At 34.1% G+C, this 22680-nt stretch carries 22 protein-coding genes; 1 reads left to right on the top strand and 21 read right to left on the bottom strand.

Features of this window, described 5'->3' with window-relative positions; translation table 11 throughout:
- Nucleotides 1–12: 12 nt before the first annotated feature.
- The 14 genes from COC46_RS06970 to COC46_RS06905 all read right to left on the bottom strand — a co-directional run bounded on the left by COC46_RS06970 (nt 13) and on the right by COC46_RS06905 (nt 15759).
- Entirely contained in the window at nt 13–345 is a 333-nt protein-coding gene (locus tag COC46_RS06970) for a putative DNA-binding protein (RefSeq protein ID WP_098809031.1), read from the bottom strand.
- 185 nt (nt 346–530) lie between these two features.
- Complete coding sequence (ftsY, locus tag COC46_RS06965) at nt 531–1523, bottom strand: signal recognition particle-docking protein FtsY (protein WP_098809021.1); 993 nt, start codon at nt 1521–1523, stop codon at nt 531–533.
- A 14-nt stretch (nt 1524–1537) separates the two neighbouring features.
- Nucleotides 1538–5110: a chromosome segregation protein SMC gene (gene smc / locus COC46_RS06960; RefSeq protein WP_098809020.1), complete on the bottom strand. Its 3573-nt coding sequence runs from the start codon at nt 5108–5110 to the stop codon at nt 1538–1540.
- Nucleotides 5111–5348: 238 nt separating this feature from the next.
- Nucleotides 5349–6092 (bottom strand): ribonuclease III, encoded by a 744-nt coding sequence (rnc, locus tag COC46_RS06955; RefSeq protein WP_098809019.1) that lies wholly within the window; start codon nt 6090–6092, stop codon nt 5349–5351.
- 95 nt (nt 6093–6187) lie between these two features.
- Nucleotides 6188–6421 carry an acyl carrier protein gene (gene acpP / locus COC46_RS06950; RefSeq protein ID WP_025568936.1) on the bottom strand — a complete coding sequence of 78 codons (234 nt, stop codon included), beginning with the start codon at nt 6419–6421 and terminating at the stop codon, nt 6188–6190.
- A 67-nt stretch (nt 6422–6488) separates the two neighbouring features.
- Nucleotides 6489–7232 carry a 3-oxoacyl-[acyl-carrier-protein] reductase gene (fabG, locus tag COC46_RS06945; RefSeq protein ID WP_098809018.1) on the bottom strand — a complete coding sequence of 248 codons (744 nt, stop codon included), beginning with the start codon at nt 7230–7232 and terminating at the stop codon, nt 6489–6491.
- On the bottom strand, nt 7226–8167 hold the full coding sequence (gene fabD / locus COC46_RS06940) for an ACP S-malonyltransferase (protein ID WP_098809017.1): 942 nt from the start codon (nt 8165–8167) through the stop codon (nt 7226–7228). Before fabD ends, fabG begins: the two co-directional genes overlap by 7 nt.
- A 14-nt stretch (nt 8168–8181) precedes the next feature.
- Nucleotides 8182–9177 carry a phosphate acyltransferase PlsX gene (gene plsX / locus COC46_RS06935; RefSeq protein ID WP_098809016.1) on the bottom strand — a complete coding sequence of 332 codons (996 nt, stop codon included), beginning with the start codon at nt 9175–9177 and terminating at the stop codon, nt 8182–8184.
- Between the two features lie 12 nt (nt 9178–9189).
- Nucleotides 9190–9756 carry a transcription factor FapR gene (fapR, locus tag COC46_RS06930; RefSeq protein ID WP_098809015.1) on the bottom strand — a complete coding sequence of 189 codons (567 nt, stop codon included), beginning with the start codon at nt 9754–9756 and terminating at the stop codon, nt 9190–9192.
- A 103-nt stretch (nt 9757–9859) separates the two neighbouring features.
- Entirely contained in the window at nt 9860–11908 is a 2049-nt protein-coding gene (recG, locus tag COC46_RS06925) for an ATP-dependent DNA helicase RecG (protein WP_098809014.1), read from the bottom strand.
- Nucleotides 11908–12789 (bottom strand): L-serine ammonia-lyase, iron-sulfur-dependent, subunit alpha, encoded by an 882-nt coding sequence (gene sdaAA / locus COC46_RS06920; RefSeq protein ID WP_098809013.1) that lies wholly within the window; start codon nt 12787–12789, stop codon nt 11908–11910. The genes recG and sdaAA overlap by 1 nt, the downstream gene beginning before the upstream one ends.
- A 17-nt stretch (nt 12790–12806) precedes the next feature.
- Complete coding sequence (sdaAB, locus tag COC46_RS06915) at nt 12807–13469, bottom strand: L-serine ammonia-lyase, iron-sulfur-dependent subunit beta (protein WP_098809012.1); 663 nt, start codon at nt 13467–13469, stop codon at nt 12807–12809.
- A gap of 216 nt (nt 13470–13685) precedes the next feature.
- Complete coding sequence (locus COC46_RS06910) at nt 13686–15374, bottom strand: DAK2 domain-containing protein (protein WP_098809011.1); 1689 nt, start codon at nt 15372–15374, stop codon at nt 13686–13688.
- 22 nt (nt 15375–15396) lie between these two features.
- On the bottom strand, nt 15397–15759 hold the full coding sequence (locus tag COC46_RS06905) for an Asp23/Gls24 family envelope stress response protein (protein ID WP_098809010.1): 363 nt from the start codon (nt 15757–15759) through the stop codon (nt 15397–15399).
- Nucleotides 15760–16108: 349 nt separating this feature from the next.
- Here COC46_RS06905 and rpmB point away from each other — a divergent pair, with 349 nt between their 5' ends.
- Nucleotides 16109–16297: a 50S ribosomal protein L28 gene (gene rpmB / locus COC46_RS06900; RefSeq protein ID WP_025568947.1), complete on the top strand. Its 189-nt coding sequence runs from the start codon at nt 16109–16111 to the stop codon at nt 16295–16297.
- A gap of 91 nt (nt 16298–16388) precedes the next feature.
- Here rpmB and spoVM read toward each other — a convergent pair whose 3' ends face one another.
- The 7 genes from spoVM to rlmN form a co-directional block, all read right to left on the bottom strand.
- Nucleotides 16389–16472, bottom strand: a complete 84-nt coding sequence (gene spoVM / locus COC46_RS06895) for a stage V sporulation protein SpoVM (protein WP_088000358.1) — start codon at nt 16470–16472, stop codon at nt 16389–16391.
- 94 nt (nt 16473–16566) lie between these two features.
- A complete protein-coding gene (locus tag COC46_RS06890) occupies nt 16567–17208 on the bottom strand; it encodes a thiamine diphosphokinase (protein ID WP_176545082.1) in 642 nt (213 codons plus the stop codon).
- A 92-nt stretch (nt 17209–17300) separates the two neighbouring features.
- Nucleotides 17301–17945 carry a ribulose-phosphate 3-epimerase gene (gene rpe / locus COC46_RS06885; protein ID WP_098809008.1) on the bottom strand — a complete coding sequence of 215 codons (645 nt, stop codon included), beginning with the start codon at nt 17943–17945 and terminating at the stop codon, nt 17301–17303.
- Nucleotides 17946–17947: 2 nt separating this feature from the next.
- Nucleotides 17948–18829 (bottom strand): ribosome small subunit-dependent GTPase A, encoded by an 882-nt coding sequence (gene rsgA / locus COC46_RS06880; RefSeq protein WP_098809007.1) that lies wholly within the window; start codon nt 18827–18829, stop codon nt 17948–17950.
- 20 nt (nt 18830–18849) lie between these two features.
- Nucleotides 18850–20814: a Stk1 family PASTA domain-containing Ser/Thr kinase gene (gene pknB, locus COC46_RS06875; protein WP_098809006.1), complete on the bottom strand. Its 1965-nt coding sequence runs from the start codon at nt 20812–20814 to the stop codon at nt 18850–18852.
- Nucleotides 20815–20822: 8 nt separating this feature from the next.
- Nucleotides 20823–21575, bottom strand: a complete 753-nt coding sequence (locus COC46_RS06870) for a Stp1/IreP family PP2C-type Ser/Thr phosphatase (protein ID WP_098809005.1) — start codon at nt 21573–21575, stop codon at nt 20823–20825.
- A 4-nt stretch (nt 21576–21579) separates the two neighbouring features.
- Nucleotides 21580–22647 (bottom strand): dual-specificity RNA methyltransferase RlmN, encoded by a 1068-nt coding sequence (gene rlmN / locus COC46_RS06865; protein WP_369700024.1) that lies wholly within the window; start codon nt 22645–22647, stop codon nt 21580–21582.
- Nucleotides 22648–22680 lie beyond the last annotated feature (33 nt).

Raw genomic sequence — 22680 nt, 5'->3', positions numbered from 1 at the left:
CCGTCCTCCTTATTATTCTAATTTCTCTAACGCATCGATTAATCGAAGAAACTTGTCATCTACCACTTTACCTTTTTCGGCAAAAGTTTTCAATTGATTTAAAAGTTCATTTCGTTGTTGAAATTTATTTAGAAGTAATAATTTCTTTTCATACTCTTCTAACATTGCTTCAGTACGCTTTATATTATCATAAACCGCCTGTCTACTAATGTTAAACTCTTCCGCAATCTCACCTAAAGAATAGTCATCCAAATAATATAATGACATATAACTTTGTTGTTTAGGAGTTAAAAGAGATTGATAAAAATCATATAGATAATTGATTCTCATCGTCTTATCTAACATCGTATGATCTGCCAAAACTATCACTCCTTTGTTAAGTGAATTGCCTTTACATATGCTAGTTTACCTAATAGATAAATATCTGTCAAGTTTTTTACTTGACGAAGTGTGCAATTTGAAAGAAAAACAAGAATTATACTTAAGGATAAGATTATTAATCCATGTAATTCCTGCTTTTCTTGCTTTTCTTAAGACTCTTTATTAATCAAATCCCCAAATAGCCCATATACAAATTGTTCAGCTTGGAATGGCTGTAGGTCATCCATTTTTTCGCCAAGGCCTACGAATTTCACTGGTACTTTCAGTTCATTTCGAATGGCTAATACGATTCCACCTTTAGCAGTTCCATCTAGTTTCGTTAAGACGATACCTGTTACATTTGTTGCCTCTTTGAATGTTTTAGCTTGAACAAGTCCATTTTGACCTGTTGTTGCATCAATTACTAGTAGGACCTCGTGTGGCGCACCAGGAACTTCTCTTGAAATGACATTACGTACCTTTTCAAGTTCCTTCATTAAATTAACTTTATTTTGCAGACGACCAGCTGTGTCACAGAGTAATACGTCTACTTTACGTGCTTTTGCAGCTTGAACTGCATCAAACATTACTGCAGCTGGGTCAGATCCTTCACCTTGTTTGATTGTGTCTACTCCAACACGCTCTCCCCAAACTTCTAATTGATCAATAGCTCCCGCTCTAAATGTATCACCAGCTGCAAGTAATACTTTTTTGCCATCTGTTTTTAGTTTATGAGCAATTTTACCAATTGAAGTCGTTTTTCCAACTCCGTTAACCCCAACGAATAAAATAACTGTTAAACCATCTGGATTTAAATTTAACTCAAATGAATCATCTGTTAAATCATCACCTTTATACAGTTCAACTAATTTTTCAGAAATAACTTCTTGTACACCTTTTGGGTCTTGAATATTTTTACGTTTTACTTCAAATTTCAACTCTTCTACTAGTTCCATTACAGTATTTACGCCAACATCAGCCATGATTAAAATCTCTTCAAGCTCTTCAAAAAAATCTTCATCTACTTTACGGTATCTAGCAAATAAATCGTTTAACCCTTCAGTAAGGTTATTTCTAGATTTCTCTAATCCAGTTTTAAATTTTTGAGTCACCGACTCCGTTTGCTTTGAGATTGTTTCTTTTAATTTCTTAAAAAAGCTCATACTTTCAATCCTTTCTAATTACCATTCGATAATAATGCTTCACCTTCATCCAAGCGGACAGATACTAATGTTGAAACTCCATATTCTTGCATTGTAACTCCATACAATACATCACATTCTTCCATCGTTCCTTTACGGTGAGTAATAACGATAAATTGAGTATGTTCACTAAAATGTTTTAGGAACTTTGCAAATCGAGCTACATTGGCTTCATCTAAAGCAGCTTCTACTTCATCTAGTACACAGAACGGTACTGGACGCACTTGTAAAATCGCAAATAATAATGCGATTGCAGTAAGGGCTCGTTCTCCTCCTGATAATAAACCTAAATTTTGAAGCTTTTTACCTGGTGGTTGTGCAACAATATCGACACCTGTTACTAATAAGTTTTCTTCATCCGTTAGAACTAAATCAGCACGACCGCCACCAAATAGCTGTGTAAACACGACTTGGAATTTTTCACGAATTGCACTAAAACTTGATTCGAATCGTTTTGTCATTTCTTCATCCATTTCACTAATTACATTGTAAAGTGTGATTTTTGCTTCATTCAAATCAGTTCTTTGTTCTTGAAGGAAATCATGACGTTCAGATACTCGTTCATATTCATCAATTGCACCAATATTTACGGTACCTAGTTCTTCGATCGAACGTTTTAATAGTTTAACTCGTTTACTTGCTTCATCAACTGTCATTTCGAGTGTATATTTCATTTTTGCCGCTTCGTAAGTAGTCATATACTTCACATTCAGTTGTTCTAATCGATTTTCAAGCTCAACATCAAGTCGATTACTATTTACTTCTTGCTGCTTTAGTAGATCAGAAAGTGACTTATATTGACGTTGTTTTTCACGTAACGATTGTGCATTATCTTCTAATTCTGTTTGATAAGCAATTCGTTGTTCTCGACGTTTAGAAATAATTTCAGTCGTTTTTGAAAATTCAATTCGAGTATCAGAAATGATTTTTTCTAGCTCTTCCTTACCATTTTCATTCGTCATTAGCTCACTTGATAGGAAAATTATCTTTTCTTTTGTTTCCTCGAGAATTTGCTTTTGTTTTACAGAATTTTCTTCAAATTGACGAATTCTCTCATTACTATAACTTAATTTTTGCTCTTCTTGTGCTAGAGAAATTTTAAGACTAGTTAGTTTTGATTGTAATTCATCTTTTATTTCCTTTTGATTTAGCTTCCGTTCAGTTAATTCATTGATCATTTGCTCTTTAGAAAGTATTTCATTTTTCACATTAGCATTTAGCGATGTTAACTCCTCGAGACGGTCTTTAACCCTTACTAAATCACTCGCTGAACTTCCCATTTCTAAGTCATAAATTGCTAAAGCATCGTTTATATTTTTTTCTTCAAATTCGATACTTTTTAGTTGTTCCATAATTGAAACAATTAGTTGTTTAATCTTCTGAATTTCATCATTTAATATTACAGCTTCAGTAGATTTTTCGTGATTGGTAGCTTTTAGAACTTGGACCTCTTGTTCAACCGAGTTCGTTCTTTCCTGCATATCATTTAGCTTTACGGAGATTTCTTCTAACTCTCTTTGTCTTCCAATAAGAGAAGCATTTGTTGTTCTGACTGCACCACCAGTCATCGCTCCTCCTGGATTAACTACATCACCTTCGAGCGTAACAAAGCGATAGCGATGTCCAACGAACTTGGCAAGTTCATTTGCACTCTTCAAATCTTGTGCGATTAAAACCGTGCCGAGTAAATTCTGTATTACTTGCTCATATTCACCCGAATAATGAACAAGTGAAGAAGCAACACCGATGAAGGCAGGATTTCTTTTTAATCCTTCAATCACATTAGCAGGAACAAAACGAGCTTTAACAATATTCATTGGTAAAAATGTAGCACGACCTAAGCGTTGCTGTTTTAAAAATTGAATTGCCCTTCTAGCATGTTCATCATTTTGAACAACAATTTGTTGAGTAGCCGCACCTAAGGCAATCTCTATCGCAATTTCATATTGTTTGTTTGTTGTAATCAGTTCAGCAATTGCCCCTTTAATACCTTCTAATCTCGTGCCTCTTGCTTTCAAAATTTCTTTAACACCTTGATTAAATCCAGCAAAATCCTCTTGAAGCTCTTCAAGTGTTTCTTTACGTGACTTTGTTTGTTGAATAAACTGATAAGCTTTATATAATAATTCTTCCTTTTCTTTTAATTCGGTTGAATTTTCTTCTAGCTGTTTATTCAGAGCTTCAAATTTTTCATTTAACTCTCTAAATTTTATATCAGTTTGTTCTTTGTCATTTAGCAAATTAGTTTTTCTGTGTTGTAATTGCTCTCTTTGGCGAATGTATTTCTCATTTTCTAAATCTAATCGACTCGATTTTACAGAGAATTGTTGGCTTTGTTTTTCAAGCATTGCTTGTTCATTTCTAATTGAAGCTTGATTATTTAAAAGCTCAATATAATCGGATTTTATTAATTCAATTTGCTCTTCAATATCGCCCTCATAAGAGGTAATTTCATTTTGGATCTCAACAATACTTGTTTTCGTTTTATTTACATTTTGACGCGAAAATTTCGCTTGTTCTTTTTCTGCTTCAATCAATTTAGTAATATCGTTTATTTGTTCTGTTACTTCTTCAACTTGTTTTCTTAATTGTTCAGATTGAGTGGAAGTATTCCTTTTCCGTTCCTTCATTAGCTCTTTCTGACCTTCATATTTTTCTAAGTTCTTTGTAACTGATAATAAAACTTGCTGCAATTGATCAATGGATTCATCTAATGCATTTAATTTTTCTTGTAATTCGTGTTGCTTTGATTCTTCGGTTGAAATCTCTGTCGATAACGCAATTTCTAAGTCATTGTTTTGAGCTATTTCTTGTTTTAACTCTTCCCATTTATGATGTAGCGACTCAATTTCGTAAACTAGTAAAGCTGCTTCAACTTTTTCTAACTCATCCCTATGTTCTATGTATTCCTTTGCAATAGATGCTTGCATCCTCAATGGTTCAATTTGGGAACTTAATTCAAATAAAATATCGTCTACTCGATTTAAGTTTTCTTGCGTTTCAAATAATTTTGCTTCAGCTTTTTTCTTTCGATTTTTATATTTTAATACTCCAGCAGCTTCTTCAAAAATGCCTCTTCGTTCTTCTGGCTTACTACTTAATATTTCCTCAACCTTTCCTTGTGAAATAATAGAGAATGCCTCTCTTCCAAGTCCAGAATCCATAAATAAATCAACTATATCTTTTAATCTACAAGCTTGTTTATTAATATAAAAATCACTATCTCCTGAACGGTAAACACGTCTAGTAACACTTACTTCACTATATTCAAGTGGTAATTGCTGATCTTCATTATCTAATGTCAGCGTAACTTCTGCATAATTTAAAGGTTTTCTTCCATCACTACCAGCAAAAATAATATCCTCCATTTTTGCTCCTCGTAATGATTTTACAGATTGTTCACCTAATACCCATCTAATAGCATCCGTAATATTACTTTTTCCACTTCCATTAGGTCCTACAACTGCTGTAACACCTTTTACAAAATCTATCGTAACTCGCTGAGCGAATGATTTAAATCCAATTATATCTAGTCGTTTGAGGAACAACTGAATTCCCCCTTTTTTGATTTAATTATATACACAAAAACTCCCCCATAAAAGGGGGATCAGACTGTCCGACAAACGCTCGCTTTCCTCGTTGCTTCACCTGATTAAGCACGTTTCTCATTACCGTAAAGGTAACTTTAGCTCCTCATCAGTCTTCGCGCCTCGAAAGACAAGCGCTTGCAATTAGTCTAAAAGTTTTATCGTTAATTTAACAAGTTCCTACTAGATTATAAGAAATCTATTTACTTGCTTCTCTCAGTTTTAGTAATGCTTCTTTAGCTGCTTGTTGCTCAGCTTCTTTTTTAGATCGTCCACTACCTATTCCTAATGTGTCTCCATTTAAGAGCACTTTTGAAACAAATTCACGGTTATGAGCTGGTCCTTTTTCTTGAAGGATTTTATACTCGATCGAACCTGTAGAATCTCTTTGAACGAATTCTTGTAATTGACTTTTAAAATCCATCACATGCGAAAAAGCACCATCGTTTATTTTCGGGAATATATGAAGAGATAAAAAGTTAATAACTGTTTGTAGGCCTTGATCCAAGTATAATGAACCGATGAATGCTTCAAAAACATCTGCAAGAAGTGCTGGACGTGTTCGACCACCTGTCATTTCTTCTCCGCGACCAAGTAAAATATATCGACCAAAATCTAATTCATTCGCAAATTTCACAAGTGATGGTTCACAAACAATTGCGGCACGTAATTTTGTTAATTCACCTTCACTCATTGTGTTATATTTTTGAAATAAATATTGTGAAACAGTAAGTTCTAAAACAGCATCCCCCAAATATTCTAATCTCTCATTATCTTCATATGGTTTTTTACGATGCTCATTCACATAGGATGAATGTGTAAACGCTTGAATTAACAAGCCTTCATCATTAAACGTAATATTTATTTGCTTTTGTAATTTTACAAAATTTTCTTTTTCAATATCAGATAGTTTATATTCTCTTACTCTTCTTGAATGCGGCATATTTACCTCCAACTAAAAAGCAGTTTGATATGCTGCTAAACCTACTAGTCAAGAAAATGATGAGAAGTCCCGTATAAAATACGGGACTTTTCTCATTACATGTTGCTCTCTATGTAGTTCACAACATCACCAACTGTGACGATTTTTTCAGCATCTTCGTCAGAAATTTCTAATTCAAACTCATCTTCTAATTGCATTACTAATTCAACAACATCTAATGAGTCTGCATCTAAGTCTTCTTTGAAACGACTTGTAATTTGGATCTCAGATTCTTCAACACCTAAACGGTCAACAATAATCTTTGATACACGCTCTAATACGTCTTGCATTATTATTCACCTCCCCCCAAAGATTGTCTACTTATGCATTATACATAAAATTTAGGCAAACGCCAAACTAAATCATTACAAGTCCACCATCAACATTGATTGTTTGTCCTGTAATGTATCTACTAGCATCCATTGCTAAGAATACTACTGCATTAGCGATATCTTCTGGTTGCCCAAAAGATTGCAATGGAATATTAGATAACATTTGTGTTCTAACTTGCTCATTTAATTCATTAGTCATATCGGTTTCGATAAAACCAGGCGCTATTGCATTAACTGTAATATTTCTAGAAGCTAATTCTTTTGCAGCTGTTTTTGTTAAACCTAATACACCAGCTTTTGCTGCAACATAGTTCATTTGTCCTGGGTTACCAATCTGTCCTACAACTGAACTAATATTAATGATACGACCATTACGTTGACGAGACATAAACTTAGCTGCTGCTTTAATACAATTGAATACACCTTTTAAGTTTGTATCAATTACATCATCCCAATCAGCATCTTTCATACGTAATAAAAGACCATCTCTTGTAATACCTGCGTTGTTTACTAGTATATCAATACTTCCGAATTCATCAACAGTATTTTTTACTAATGCTTGGACTTCTTCACTATTTGATACATTTGCTTTATAAGCAATCGCTTTAACACCAAGAGCTGTAATTTCTTCAACAACTTTAAGCGCAGCAGCTTCGTTCCCAGAATAGTTAACAACTACATTCGCACCATTTTTTGCTAAAGATAATGCGATTGCTCTTCCAATACCTCTAGAACCACCTGTTACTAATGCAACTTTTCCATTTAGCATGATTTTATTTCCTCCAAAAATTGGTTTAATGTTTCAACATCATAAACATTTACTAATTTTGATGATGGAGAGATTGCTTTTACTAATCCAGTTAAAACTTTTCCAGGGCCAATCTCAACAAATGTATCAACACCAAGTTCAACTAATTCTTGAATAGATTGGTTCCATTTTACTGGAGAGTACAATTGATTAACTAATAATTCCTTAATTTCATTAGCATCTGTAACTACTTTAGCAGTAACATTTGAAATTAATGGCGTAACACAATCATTAACATTTATTTTACTAAGCTCATTTTGGAATTCTTCGCTTGCAGGTTTCATTAATGAAGAGTGGAAAGGACCACTTACTTTTAAAGGTAATACTCGTTTTGCTCCAGCTTCTTTTAGCAAACCAGAAGCGATTTGAACGCCTTCTGCATCACCTGTTATGACTACTTGTGTAGGCGAATTATAATTTGCAATCCCTACAGAATGACCATTTTTATTTACTTCAGAAATAACTTCTTCAATTTTTTCTGGAGCTAAAAATAATACAGCTGCCATTGCGCCTTGACCTACTGGTACAGCTTTCTCCATTAATTGTCCACGTTTATGTACTAATTTAACACCGTCTTCAAATGAAATCGCATCTGCTGCAACTAATGCCGTAAACTCACCTAAACTATGACCAGCCACAAAGTCTGGCTTAATTCCAGCTTCCTTAATCTTCTTAAGCATAGCAATAGAAGTTGTAAGGATTGCAGGTTGTGCATGATAGGTAGCAGTTAACTCTTCGTCGGTTCCATTAAAAATAATCTCTGAGAGATTAAAACCAATTTGTTCGTTAGCAGTTTCAAAAATAGATCCACACTCGTTATAGCTTTCAGCTAAATCTTTACCCATTCCAACTTTTTGTGATCCTTGTCCAGGAAAAATAAACGCCACTTTACCCATTGGAGTGACCCCCCTTATGCTTTTGATTCGATTTTCTCCATGTGATCACTTACTAGTTTTACAACATTATGTTCAACCATCGTTTGAGTTTGCTTTATTGCACTATAAATCCCCTGTGCATCAGAACTTCCATGAGCCTTAATAACAGGTGATTTTAATCCAAATAACGCCGCTCCACCATACTCAGAGTAATCCATTTTCTTTTTTACACCTTTTAAGTTTGGTTTTAATACAGCTGCTGCAAGCTTCGACGTGAAATTAGTAAGCATCGCATCTTTAATTAATGAAAACATTGCAAGTGCAGTACCTTCAATAGCCTTTAAAGCTACATTTCCAGTATAACCATCTGTAACAACTACATCTGCAACAGAGTTCATTAAGTCTCTTGCTTCTACATTTCCAATAAAGTTTAAATTACTTTCTTTCAGTAACTGAAATGTTTGTTTGGCAAGTTCATTTCCTTTTTTATCTTCAGTACCGACATTTAATAAACCAACAGTCGGATTATGTATTCCTCTTACTTTTTCAGCGTAGACAGATCCCATTATCGCATATTGAAGTAAGTGATTTGCTTTTGCATCTACATTAGCACCTACATCAAGGAAAACAAAGCCTTTTCCGTCTAAAGTAGGCATAGTAGGCGAAAGTGCAGGTCGTTCTACGCCTTCCATTCGACCAACAATTAAAAGACCTGCTGTCATTAATGCCCCAGTATTTCCAGCTGAAATACATGCATCAGCATTGCCTTCTTTTACTTGATTTGCCATTAGCACCATCGAAGCATTTTTCTTTCTTCTAACAGCTCGAACTGGCTCTTCAGTTCCTTCAATCACTTCATCTGTATGGATTATCGTTATATTTTTATCATTCGTTAAGAATGGTTTAATTTTTGATTCATCACCAATTAAAGTAATATGTATATCATTTAATTTTTCAACTGCAAGCATCGCACCTTCAACGATTGCTTTTGGGGCATGATCTCCACCCATTGCATCGATCGCTAATTTCATCTTGTTCACTTCCTATTCTTCAATACTTCGGTGGTACATTTCAAATAAGCCATGGAATACATGCTCTTTTTCAACATAGCCATTGATATCAACTGTTGTACGCCTCGGATCTCCTTTTTGCGGTAAAACTTTCGCCTTTGCAATTACTCGGTCATTTGTCCTTACAGGTTTAATAAAAACAAAATTTGATTTAGCTGTAAGAGCTAAATCATCATGAATAACAGCTACTGCTAATGAATTAGCCTGGGCAAATAAGTGATGACCTCGAGCTATTCCATTTCTACTAAAAGTATGCTCTTCCTTTACGTCAAATATAGAAATGGCACTTTTGTTTAAATGAATATCAATAACTTCACCGATTATCTCATCTACTGGTAGTGATTTTACATCTTCTAATTGCTGAGTGGCAACATTTTTGATGCGTTCCCTTAACTCAGGAATCGATAACTCAAGACGATCAAGCCGAATAGTTTGTATGCTCACAGATAATTGATTAGCTAAATCTTCATCTGTAATAAATGGATTTTCTTTAATAATTTTTTTTAATAATTCCTGACGATCTTTTTTATTTCTTCTCATATTACATACCTCTACTACTAATTTGTGACCAGGTATTAAATACAGTTTATATTAAAAATCCATGTATTACAATAGTTTTTTGACAAACTTTTAATACCTAGTACTAATCTAATTTTTCTGAATTAAATATTCCCGTTCTTTCTAAATACACTCTTAACCCTTGATATTCATTAGCTTTCCAAAAAACATCTGAATTAACTAGTAATGTTGCATCATTTCGTGCAACCTCTAACGCACGATAGTCATGAACCATATCTGCCATTTTAAACTCTGGCACACCACTTTGTTGTTTACCAAAGAAATCTCCAGGACCTCTAAGCTCCAAATCTTTTTCACTTAACTCAAAACCATCATTTGTTTCTGTCATGATTGTTAGTCTTTCTTTTCCTACTTCACTTTTTGGATCTCCGACTAAAATACAATACGATTGTTCGGAACCTCGTCCTACTCGACCTCTTAACTGATGTAATTGTGAAAGTCCAAATCGATCAGCATCATAAATAACCATCACAGTAGCATTAGGTACATTTACGCCTACCTCTACAACAGTAGTTGAAACTAATATTTGTACTTCATTAGCGGCAAATGCCTTCATCACATCATCCTTCTCAGTAGATGAAAGCTTACCATGCATTAATCCTACGTTAGCCTTATTTTTATAATGAAATGATAGTACACTATGTAAATCTAACGCATTCTGAAGGTCTAATTTTTCCGACTCCTCAATCAATGGACAGATCAGATATGCTTGTCGTCCATTTTTAATTTCTTTGCCGATAAAGTCTAAAACGCGATCAAACATTTCTTGTTTAACCCAATAAGTTTCTATTTTTTTACGACCAGCTGGATATTCATCAATAATCGAAACATCCATTTCACCAAATGCTGTAATTGCCAAGGTTCTTGGGATTGGTGTCGCTGTCATAAAAAGAACATCTGGGAAATATCCCTTTTCTCTTAACACTCTTCGCTGACCAACACCAAATCTATGTTGTTCATCTGTTATAACAATGCCTAATTTGTTAAATTGAACCTCGTCTTGAATAAGGGCATGAGTACCAACTAATATATGTACCTCCCCATTTTTTAACCTTTCAAGAATCTCACGACGCTTTTTACCTTTTACAGAACTAGTAAGCAGTTCAACATTAACATCTGTATGTTGAAACATTTTTGCTAAAGATTCAAAGTGTTGTTCAGCTAAAATTTCTGTAGGAACCATTAATGCACCTTGATAACTATCAAGTGTACACGCATACAATGCAATGGTAGCGACAACGGTTTTACCCGAACCAACATCACCTTGTAATAAACGATTCATTCGATAAGGACTTTGTAAATCTGTGAATATTTCTTGTACAACTCTATTTTGAGCTGATGTCAGAGGAAATGGTAAGGATTGGATTAGTTGTTGGATTTTATCATTGTATAATATTTTAGGGATACCTTTAGAATGATTACGCTGAATTTTTCGAAGTGCTTGCATTTTTAGTTGAAAAAGAAAAAACTCTTCATAAACAAAGCTTCTTCTAGCTTGTTTTAGACTATTCGCATCAATTGGATGGTGCAGTAGTCTCAATGTTTCTGAACGATTTAATAACTTATATTTTTGAATTAGTTCTTTTGGTACTAAATCGTTTATTAAATGTCCAAATTTTTTAAAAGACTGTTCAACAAATTTTCGCATTGTTTTGACAGACATTTTTCCCTTAATTGAATAAACAGGCTCAATTTCATGGCTGTTTGTACGAGATCCAAATACAAGATCTGATAATGTAATAGTTTGTTTATGTTGATCCCACTTACCAGAAACAGTTACATGCTCATTTAAGTTTAATTTTGTTTTAAAATAAGGTCGATTAAAACAAATAACAGTAATTAAGTATCGATCAACTAATAAACGAAATGTAAGTCGTGATTTATTTTTTCCAAAATATTGAAGAAGAGGAGCGCTATGAACAATCCCTTCGACAGTCACGCGCTCTTCATGTTTCACTTCTGATAAATCCTTATTTCGAAAATCCTCATAACGATACGGTAAATATTCGATTAAGTCATTTATTGTAAAAATACCCATATCATTTAATTGTGTTTCAGTTTCTTCCCCAACACCACTTAATGTAGATACTTTTTGATCAAGTTCAATACTCACTATTTTTTTAGCGAAACACCAAATATTTTTGCTTCCAGCTCACGTCCTGTTGGCGTTGCCGCTAGTCCTCCTTCTGCAGTTTCTCTTAGAGCAGATGGCATTGTTTGTCCAATTCGATACATCGCATCAATTACTTCGTCACATGGGATACGACTTGTAATACCAGCTAAAGCCATATCTGCAGCTACCATTGCGTTAGCAGCACCCATTGCATTTCGTTTAACACATGGAACTTCTACTAATCCTGCAACAGGGTCACATACTAAACCAAGCATATTCTTTAATGTAATTGCAAATGCTTCAGCACTTTGACTTGGAGAACCCCCAGCCATTTCAACGATCGCTGCTGCAGCCATACCACTCGCAGAGCCTACTTCCGCTTGACAACCACCAGCTGCACCTGAAATAGACGCATTATTAGCTACAACAAAACCGAAAGCCCCTGAAGCAAATAAGAATTCAATCATTTGCATTCGAGTAGGATTTAATTTCTCTTTTACAGCAAAAAGTGTTCCAGGAACTACCCCAGCAGATCCAGCCGTAGGAGTTGCACAAATTGTACCCATCGCAGCATTTACTTCATTTGTCGCAACTGCTTTACTCACGGCATCTAAAAGTAAATGACCTGAAAGCGAATTTCCTTTTGCAATATAATTTTGAAGTAATACAGCATCCCCACCAGTTAATCCTGTTGGTGAATGAACACCTGCAAGCCCTCTTTCAACTGCCTTTTCCATAACAACAAGATTTTGCTCCATTTTACCAATTATCTCTTCACGACTTCTCCCAGTAAAAAGCATTTCCTGTTGAATCATTATCTCTGAAATTTTTACATTTTTAGATTCAGCTAATTCAACTAATTCTGCAACATTTTTAAACATTTTTTATCCCCCTCTCCTTAATCAACCATCTTAGTAACGCGAATAATATGTGGTAAAGATTCAACTTCTTTTATTATTTTTTCATCTAAGTCTTGGTCGACCTCAATTGCCATCAAAGCAATCTGTCCTACTTCTTTACGCGACACTTCCATATGGCCAATATTTACAGCATATTTCATTAAAACATTTGTTACACCCGCAATTGAACCATATCGATCATTATGAACAACAAGAATTGCTGGGTAATTACCAGATAGTTTAAGTTCAAATCCATTTAACTCAATGATTTCAATTTTTCCTCCACCGATTGAAATCCCAACTAGCTCAAATGGTTGCTCATCATCAAGTATAGAAATTTTTACTGTATTTGGATGTTCAGTCACAGCATCTTCTTCAATGAAATCAATTGACATCCCTTTTCCTTGCGCAATACTTAATGACTCCGGTATACGCTCATCAAATGTATCGAAGTCTAATAACCCACCGATAAGCGCAACGTCAGTACCATGTCCGCGATAAGTTTTAGCGAATGAACCATATAATGAAATTATAATCTTTTTAGGTTCTTTTCCGTATAGATTTCTTGCTACACGACCTATTTTAGCCGCTCCAGCTGTATGTGAACTTGATGGACCAATCATAATTGGACCAATTATGTCAAAAACACTTTTATATTTCATCACGTTTCCCCCATTTACGTTATTGTAAAAGCGTGTTTAAATTAGTTTTTGTTACGTAATAACAAATCATTTATACAAAAAGTTGGTAGTATGGACAAAACAACGTCCACATTATAGTGTAATACGAAATTCTACATAGTTCTATGATATTTTACAATAGTCTTCAATAATTTAACACAAAAAAGAAGAAGTGAAGGTCACTTCTCCTTAACGAACTTATTCAATTGAAAAAATGTATGAATATAACGGTTGATTTCCGTTATGAACTTCAATTTCTAAATGATCAAAGCTCTCCTCTGCAAATTCAACTAATTTTGCAATTTCTTCATCTGATACATCTTGACCATATAAGATTGTTAAAATTTCAGAATCTTCATCAACCATATCTTGTAATAATTTTTTTGCAGCCTCTAACTGACTTGCATCCGTCGTAACAATTTTACTTTCCAGGATACCCATGAAGTGATTTTTTGTTATTTCTACACCATCAATTTCAGTATCTCTAACTGCATATGTTATTTGACCAGTTTTCACTGTCTTTAAAGCGTCTTGCATGCCTACTTTATTTTCATCTAATGTAGCAGTAGGATTAAATGATAATAAAGCTGTCATACCTTGAGGTACCGTTTTAGACGTCACTACAGCTACATTGCATTCTGCAACAGATGCAGCTTGTTCAGCAGCCATGACAATATTTCCGTTGTTAGGAAGTACAATTACATTTTCAGCGTTGCATTGTTCAATCGCTTTTACTATGTCTTCCGTACTTGGATTCATTGTTTGACCGCCTTCGATTACAACAGATGCCCCAATACTTTCAAATAGTGCCTTAATTCCAGATCCCATAGCTACCGTCACGATACCAAACTCTTGTTTTTCAATTGATTGTACAGACTCATTTTTAGAAGGAGTATTATTTGTAACCTCTTCATGTAGTAAGTTAGTATGTTGTTCTCGCATGTTTTCGGCTTTTAATTTCAGAAAGCTTCCAAATCGTTGACCTAAATTAAATACTTCTCCAGGGTATTCAGCGTGAATATGAACTTTCACAATTTCATCATCAGCAACTACTAACAATGAATCGCCCCATGCACTTAGCTCTTTACGGAAAGTATCAATGTCGAACGGATGTTTTTTTAATTTTTCTTTTTCAAATCGCACCATAAACTCTGTACAGTATCCATAAACAATGTCTTCTGTATTTAACATACTTTGTACATTTCGATGTTCTGCTTCTACAAGTTCCTCAAGTGAAAGTGTCGCTTCAGCACCTTCTAAAGAAATTTCTTCACCTTTTAAAGATGCTAAGAACCCTTCATATACAAGTACTAAACCTTGACCACCACTATCAACTACACCAACTTGCTTTAATACAGGTAGTAAATCTGGTGTACGATTTAATGATGCGTTTGCTTCAACAATTGTTTCCTCAAGAAATGGAATAAACTCTTCTTGTGTTTTTGCAATTACAACTGCTTTTTTAGCGGTTTCTCTTGCAACTGTTAAAATTGTACCTTCTATAGGCTTCATAACAGCTTTATATGCAGTCTCTACACCTGCTTCTAATGCTAAAGCAAAATCAGCTGTTGAAATTGTTTCCTTTGCTTCAATTGATTTAGAAAAACCTCTAAATAATTGAGATAGGATGACACCAGAATTTCCACGCGCGCCCATCAATAAACCCTTTGCAAAGCTTTGACCAACTTTCCCTACATGACTATTCGGTTTTTCTTTTACTTCTTTCGATCCCGAAGTAATTGAAAGATTCATATTTGTTCCCGTATCACCATCTGGTACTGGAAATACATTTAATGAATCTACAAATTTTACATTTTTCGTTAAGTTATTTGCACCTTGAATCACCATATCTGCAAATAATTTACCGTCAATACGTTTTATCGACACAAATTCTCCTCCTTAATGCGTCTTACAGGTTTGCTACTTTCACACCTTGAACAAAAATATTAACTGAGTCAACTGACAAGCCTAATGTTTGATCAAGAGTATACTTCACTTTATTTTGTACGTTATTAGCAACTTCAGAAATCTTCGTACCATAGCTTACGATTATGTACATGTCGATATTAACGTCTTCACCTATTTGGCGTACAATAACACCTTTTGTAAAGTTATCTTTTTTTAGGATTTCAGTAAGACCATCCTTAATTTGTTTCTTAGAAGCCATTCCTACAATACCATAACAATCAATGGCAGCTCCACCAGCAATTGTAGCGATCACATCTGTTCCAATCTCGATTGTTCCATATTGAGTTTTCATTTCTAATGACATAATTTGGTCCCCCTTATTGGATAATCCAAGTATAGTTAGTTATACTACTTACTTATTATTGTATACCTTTTTCCAAAATAATTCTATTGACTCACTTTTATTATTAGCTTTTCAATAATATTAATGGCTAATTATAGAAAATACAATTTTTATTGAATTTCTTGTTCAATAAGACAAAGGTCCCTAATTAATATATTGTCTATCATACAATTCGATGTCAAGGTTTTTTTCTTGAACAACTTACCAATAACTGTTGCATTAAGTAGAGCGGTATGATAAATTATAGTAGTGTTTCTTAATGAAAATAATCATTGAAATGTTATTCCGGTTTTTGTAAGGAGGGAAATAGATGGCTCGTGTTTGTGTAATCACAGGAAGAAAATCTCGTTCTGGTAACAGTCGCTCTCACGCTATGAATGCTTCAAAACGTACTTGGGGTGCTAACCTTCAAAAAGTTCGTATTTTAGTAAACGGTAAACCAAAGCGTGTTTACGTTTCAGCGAGAGCATTAAAATCAGGTAAAATTGAGCGCGTTTAATTTATTAACGTACTAAAAAGCATAGCGATCCGCTATGCTTTTTTACTTTTTTATGATTCCTATTGCTTCTAATCAAAAAACCCTACTACAATTACACGTCTTTTTTAAATGTACTCAGCATGGCGCGAACAAGTCCGCCAAGAAATTTAGGTAATTTAATCGTATAAAATCTCATGCTTTCCCTCCTACAAGCTTTCTAGCATTTTTAAGGAAAAGATTAATCCTATTACATTCTACTTGCGATGAGCGAAAACTATGACATGAAATTGTTAATCTTTGCTCCTTACTACTAATGCTATGCCTTTTGTAAATGAAATAGACCCTTCATCCTCTAGCAGTTCATTACTCACACATAGTGACGATCCAATTTCCAATAAGTGATTTGTAAGCGGGTATTTAAACCCTTTTAACGTTAAATTTTCTACTGATGCACCTAATGAAAAAAATGATACATATTTGAACTGATTCTGCTTGCTAATTAAATGCATACCTTCATCTATGACATATATTTCGTTATATTCATCAACGATTTTAATTGGAATTTCCGAATTCATAAACTTTATTAATAAAGTTATACTTCCAAATTCATGATCTAAACGTTTTCCAGTTACACAATGAATGATTATTTTTTCAGGTTGCTGCTTAATCGCCCATTGAATGGCAAGTTCTAAATCTGTTTCATCTTTTTCAGGAGGGTAAATAAATACATTTGGTACAAGTCTTTTTATATTTTCTAAATTTTCAACGGTTAAAGAATCAAAATCACCGAATATTGCTTCTGGAATTAGCCCTTCTTCAATTAAGTAATGGGCTCCATTATCTACTCCAATTACCATTGAATCCTCGTCATTTTGTGGTAAGTTTGTAATTGTATTCGTTTTTGGCCCTGCACCTACTATATGTATAATCAACTCTTTTGCCACCTTTAAAAAAAATGCAATCGAATCGATTGCATTTTTTGTTTCATATTTAGATTTTTTAATGTAATTTGAAAATAATTATATTATCCTCTAATTTTTGCGATTGCTTCTTTTCTGTCTTCTTTATTATAAACTGCTGAGCCTGCAACTAATACAGTAGCACCTGCTTCTTTACACAGTAAAGCTGTATGTTCGTCTACGCCACCGTCTATTTCGATTTCAACTGATAAATTGCGTTCTTTAATTAAATTAGCAACTTGTTTGATTTTCGGAACAACTGAGTGAATAAACTTCTGTCCTCCAAAACCTGGATTAACAGTCATTAAAAGGACCATATCGATATCATCAATGATCTGTTCAATAGTTGAAACCGGAGTTGCTGGATTAAGAACTACTCCTGCTTTAACACCGTATGATTTAATATTTTGAATCGTACGGTGTAAATGAGTGCATGCTTCAACGTGAACTGTAATAATGTCCGCTCCCGCTTTTGCAAATTGTTCTATGTATTGATCAGGTTTTTCAATCATTAAATGTACATCAAGTGGAAGTTTCGTCACTGGTCTAATCGCTTCAACAATTAGTGGACCAATTGTAATATTTGGTACAAAATGACCATCCATTACGTCGACATGAATATAATCTGCTCCTCCACGTTCTACATCTAAGATTTCTTCTCCAAGTTTAGCAAAATTCGCTGAAAGGATTGATGGTGCAATTTTAACCATGATTAATACCTCGGCTTTCTGTCTCTTATTTCTTCCATGAAAGAGACATAATGATCGTATCTCTTAGGAGAAATTTCCCCACTTTCAACCGCAGCTTTTACAGCGCATTTTGGTTCTTTTAAGTGGATACAACCTCTAAACTTACATTCTTGACTTTTTTCTCGCATTTCTACAAAACAAAACGATAAATCTTCTGCTTCGATTCCAATAAATTCTAACGAACTAAAACCAGGAGTATCTGCAACTAGTCCTTGGCCAATTTTAATTAATTCAACATGTCTAGTTGTATGTTTTCCTCTTCCTAAATGGGAGGAAATAATACCTGTTTTTAAATCTAACTCTGGATTAATCGCATTCAGTAAAGTTGACTTACCAACGCCAGATTGTCCCGCAAATACAGATATTTTATTAGACATATGAGGAAGTACTTTTTCTAATCCTTCCTCAGTTTTTGAAGAAGTTAAACATACTTCATATCCAATTTGGCGATAATAAGAAACATATTCATAAACTAATTTTAATTGCGTTTCTGAACACAAATCGATTTTGGTTATTACAATTAACGGTTTAATTTCATTAAACTCAATTAATACAAGAAACCGGTCTAATAAGATTGGAGAAAAATCAGGCTCTACTGCCGAAAAAACTAATATTGCTTGATCAACATTTGCAATCGGTGGTCTTACTAGTTCATTTTTTCGTTCTTTTATTTCTAGTAGATAACCTTCTCCACTTTTTTCAATATGGTATTCTACCTCGTCACCAACTAAAGGTGTAATTTTCTTATTACGAAAATTACCTCTGCCACGACAAGCAACAACAGCCTCATCAGTTTCGACATAATAGAATCCACTCAACGCTTTTATGATTTTGCCTTCTGGCATATACTCACTCCTACAGCTCTTTAATTCGATGGATAAGGTACATCTCTTTCTGCAATCACTTGACCATCTTTAACAATTTTATAGGAAGCAGTTTGTCCAGGATCAATTGTCACTTCTACTGGAATCGTAGTCGTTTCTGTGATTGATTTTGAAATTGCAGGTTTCTCACCATTATTATTTTTATCCCTAATATATACCTCAATTAGCTGAGGAGTACTAGGATTAGTTGGTGTATATGGTACTTGAACATTGATTGTCACTTTTTTCGTCTTTTCTTTTGGTTTTCCTGATGAAATAACAACATGTAATGTTTCGCCTTCTCTTAACGCCATTGTAGCTGCAGGTGCTTGAGAAATAACATGATTTTCTGGAACTTTATCAGAATCGTCCTTCGTTACATCTAGCTTTAAGTTATTATCTGCAGCATAGTCTTCAACATCTTTTCGAGACAAACCACTTAGGTCGCGCAGAATAATTGTAGACGAACCTTTACTGATCCATACATTTAAGTCTGTTTCTGATGGGACCACTTCAGCACCAACAATTGGAGATTGGTCAGTTATTTCACCTTCAGGCTCATCACTTTCAATGAAATGTGTATTAACAGAACGATAATCGTCTTCTAAACGAGATTTTATTGTGTTATATTTGAAACCTTTTAGGTTTTCCATCTCACTACTTTTTTTACCCTCTGATTTATAAATCGTTATCGAAGAATTTTCTTTAACTGTTTCTCCGATATTAGGAGAAGTTTTCACAACTTTTCCTTCAGCAATTTCATCATCAAAAATTTCTTTAGGATCATCTATTTTTAACCCTTTTGAAGCAAGCAATGTAACGGCACTTTCATATGTCATATTCCTAACATCTGGAATTTCTACGTCCTCAGGTAAAAATAAAGCAGGTATTAATGTGATAGCTAATAAACCACCAATTATAAGAGCAATAAACGTACCAATTATAAATTTTGCGAAGGAATTTTTCTTCTTTCGCTTTAATTTATCTGGTTCTTTTTTGTCAGGCTCTTTCACTTTGTTTACTTTTTTATTTGTTGGTACAACAACAGTATCATCATTTGTTGATACTGGAATATCCTTTATGATCGGAATAACCTTCGTTTCGTCATCGTTTACAGGTATGACAAAAGGTTTTTCATTTAATCGATCACTATCTAAAGCAGTTTGTAAATCTAGTTTCAACTCATCTGCTGTATCATATCGATAAAAGATATCTTTAGCAGTTGCTTTTAAAACGATATTTTCAACGCTTTGTGGTATTTCTGGATTAAATTTTGTAGGTGGTGGAACTTCACTTTGTAAATGCTTTAATGCAATCGCAACTGCACTCTCACCCGAAAATGGTAGTTTTCCAGTTAACAGCTCAAACATAACAATTCCTAAAGAATAGATATCTGATTTTTTATTCGCTACCCCACCTCTTGCTTGTTCAGGTGATAGATAATGAACAGACCCAAGCACTGAATTAGTTTGAGTAATTGTTGCTGCTGTCGAAGCAGTAGCAATACCAAAATCAGTTACTTTTACGTTACCATCTTTATTAATTAATATATTTTGCGGTTTTACATCTCTATGAACGATTTGAAAATGATGTGCATGTGCTAAAGCTGAGGATAATTGTTCCATAATCCTCAAGACTTCTTTCGGTTTAATCGGTGTATGATGTTGGATATACTCTTTTAAAGTCTCACCTTCAACATATTCCATTACAATATACTGTAATCCATCTTCTTCGCCAACGTCATATGAACTGACGATATTTGGATGGGATAGTGAGGTAACAGAATATGCTTCTCGTTGAAATCTTCTTAAGAAATCCGGATCGTTCGAAAAATCAGCTTTTAACATTTTCACTGCAACATCTCGATCCAATATCATATCACGGGCTAAATAAACGTTTGCCATACCGCCAGTACCAATTAATTTTAAGATCTTATACCGGTCGTTTAGGCGTCTACCAATAATCACGCTCACCATCACCCTTTCTCAATATTTCTAGGCTCGTATTTAATAATGGCAAGCGTGATGTTATCTTCTCCACCAAAATCGTTTGCGAGTGAAATTAACTGGTTTCCGAGAATTTCAATTGGTAGATTTTCTTTTAATTTTTCATTAAAAAGTTCATTTGATATTTTATTCGATAAACCATCTGAACATAAAATGATTAAGTCATCTTCTTCCCAAGTTAAAGTTTTAATATCAACATCAACTGTATCTTCTGTACCAAGTGCTCGCGTAATTACATTTTTACGAGGATGAATTTCTGCATCCTCCCTAGAAATTTGACCAAATTTAACGAGTTCAGCGACAAATGTATGATCTTCAGTTATTTGTTTAAATCCTTCATCATTATTCAAATAACTTCGACTATCACCTATATGTGCAATCGTAAAAAACAATGGCGTACAAATTATCGCTTCAAGAGTAGTACCCATCCCTTTGCACTCATCATTTTGTTCCGAGTGAACCAATAAGTTTGTGTTTAATTGTTCTACTATGTTCTTTAGCCATGATTCGGCCTCAATCGGTGTTTCAAAATTACTAGTATTTTTCCATTCTGCTTCGAGGAAATTGATTGCCATCATACTAGCAACTTCACCTGCTAAATGACCGCCCATTCCATCTGCAACTACAGCTAATACGATTCCTAAATCGTTCGTAAATATACCAACGCTATCTTCATTATGTGCACGAACTTTCCCCGTATCAGTTTGAAAAAAAGTTTGCATTGTTTCACCTCGTCTCCTCTTTACGCTCCTTTGCACGCAACTGTCCACAAGCTGCATCTATATCATGACCTTGTTCACGACGAATTGTAACATTAATATTATTATTTTTTAGAACTTTTTCAAATGCAAAAATTTGTTCCTTAGGAGTTCTAACGTAATTTCTTTCAGGTACATAGTTTACTGGAATTAAATTCACATGACATTTAACGCCTTTAAGTAATTTGGAAAGTTCTTCAGCATGCTCAACTTGATCATTTTCACCACCGAACAAACCATATTCAAACGTTACACGTCTACCTGTTTTTTCAACATAGTAACGAACGGCATCCATTAAATCCGGTAATTTATATGCACGATTAATTGGCATTAATTTAGAACGCAACTCACTGTTAGGAGCATGTAATGAAATCGCAAAATTAATTTGAAGTCCTTCATCTGCAAAGTTATAGATTTTCGGAATGATTCCACTCGTTGATACTGTAATATGTCTTGCACCAATGTTAAGACCTTTATCAGAATTAACAATTCTTAAGAAATCCATTAAACCATTATAGTTATCAAATGGTTCACCTATACCCATAACAACGATTGAGCTTACTCTTTCTTCAACTTCATCAATTGCACGTTGTACTTCTAATACTTGAGCAACGATTTCACCAGCTTCAAGATTTCGTTTTAAACCGCCAAGAGTTGATGCACAAAAAGTACATCCAATTCGACAACCTACTTGTGTCGTTACACATACAGAATTGCCATAATTATGTCTCATTAAAACAGTTTCAATCGAATATCCATCATATAATTCAAATAAAAATTTCATTGTACCATCTGAAGAGGTTTGTTTAACTAACGTTTTTAATGTCGTTATGGTAAAATTCTCTTCAAGTAAATCACGTAAATCTTTCGGGATATTTTGCATTTCTCCAAAGCTTTCAACTCGTTGTACATATAGCCAATTATAAATTTGCTTTGCACGGAAAGCCTGTTGCTTTTGCGCCTTTAACCAATCCTCTAAATCACTCACCTTTAACGAGTAAATTGATGGCTTTTGAGCTTTTTGAGTTTTTTCTATTTTGACTGAATTTGTAGTATTTTCTAATTTCAA

Source organism: Bacillus sp. AFS041924 (assembly GCF_002577195.1).
In the GTDB taxonomy this organism is placed as follows: domain Bacteria; phylum Bacillota; class Bacilli; order Bacillales; family Bacillaceae_G; genus Gottfriedia.
This window is presented reverse-complemented; position numbering and strand designations above follow the sequence as displayed.

What these genes read in the sequence shown, in the direction of transcription:
- ftsY (WP_098809021.1), bottom strand. Translation starts at nt 1,523, where the DNA reads ATGAGCTTTTTTAAGAAATTAAAAGAAACAATCTCAAAGCAAACGGAG.
- rnc (WP_098809019.1), bottom strand. Translation starts at nt 6,092, where the DNA reads ATGCCGCATTCAAGAAGAGTAAGAGAATATAAACTATCTGATATTGAA.
- fapR (WP_098809015.1), bottom strand. Translation starts at nt 9,756, where the DNA reads ATGAGAAGAAATAAAAAAGATCGTCAGGAATTATTAAAAAAAATTATT.
- rpmB (WP_025568947.1), top strand. Translation starts at nt 16,109, where the DNA reads ATGGCTCGTGTTTGTGTAATCACAGGAAGAAAATCTCGTTCTGGTAAC.
- rsgA (WP_098809007.1), bottom strand. Translation starts at nt 18,829, where the DNA reads ATGCCAGAAGGCAAAATCATAAAAGCGTTGAGTGGATTCTATTATGTC.
- rpe (WP_098809008.1), bottom strand. Translation starts at nt 17,945, where the DNA reads ATGGTTAAAATTGCACCATCAATCCTTTCAGCGAATTTTGCTAAACTT.
- fabD (WP_098809017.1), bottom strand. Translation starts at nt 8,167, where the DNA reads ATGGGTAAAGTGGCGTTTATTTTTCCTGGACAAGGATCACAAAAAGTT.
- sdaAB (WP_098809012.1), bottom strand. Translation starts at nt 13,469, where the DNA reads ATGAAATATAAAAGTGTTTTTGACATAATTGGTCCAATTATGATTGGT.
- plsX (WP_098809016.1), bottom strand. Translation starts at nt 9,177, where the DNA reads ATGAAATTAGCGATCGATGCAATGGGTGGAGATCATGCCCCAAAAGCA.
- sdaAA (WP_098809013.1), bottom strand. Translation starts at nt 12,789, where the DNA reads ATGTTTAAAAATGTTGCAGAATTAGTTGAATTAGCTGAATCTAAAAAT.
- spoVM (WP_088000358.1), bottom strand. Translation starts at nt 16,472, where the DNA reads ATGAGATTTTATACGATTAAATTACCTAAATTTCTTGGCGGACTTGTT.
- fabG (WP_098809018.1), bottom strand. Translation starts at nt 7,232, where the DNA reads ATGCTAAATGGAAAAGTTGCATTAGTAACAGGTGGTTCTAGAGGTATT.
- COC46_RS06870 (WP_098809005.1), bottom strand. Translation starts at nt 21,575, where the DNA reads ATGCAAACTTTTTTTCAAACTGATACGGGGAAAGTTCGTGCACATAAT.
- acpP (WP_025568936.1), bottom strand. Translation starts at nt 6,421, where the DNA reads ATGCAAGACGTATTAGAGCGTGTATCAAAGATTATTGTTGACCGTTTA.
- COC46_RS06970 (WP_098809031.1), bottom strand. Translation starts at nt 345, where the DNA reads ATGTTAGATAAGACGATGAGAATCAATTATCTATATGATTTTTATCAA.
- COC46_RS06905 (WP_098809010.1), bottom strand. Translation starts at nt 15,759, where the DNA reads ATGTCATTAGAAATGAAAACTCAATATGGAACAATCGAGATTGGAACA.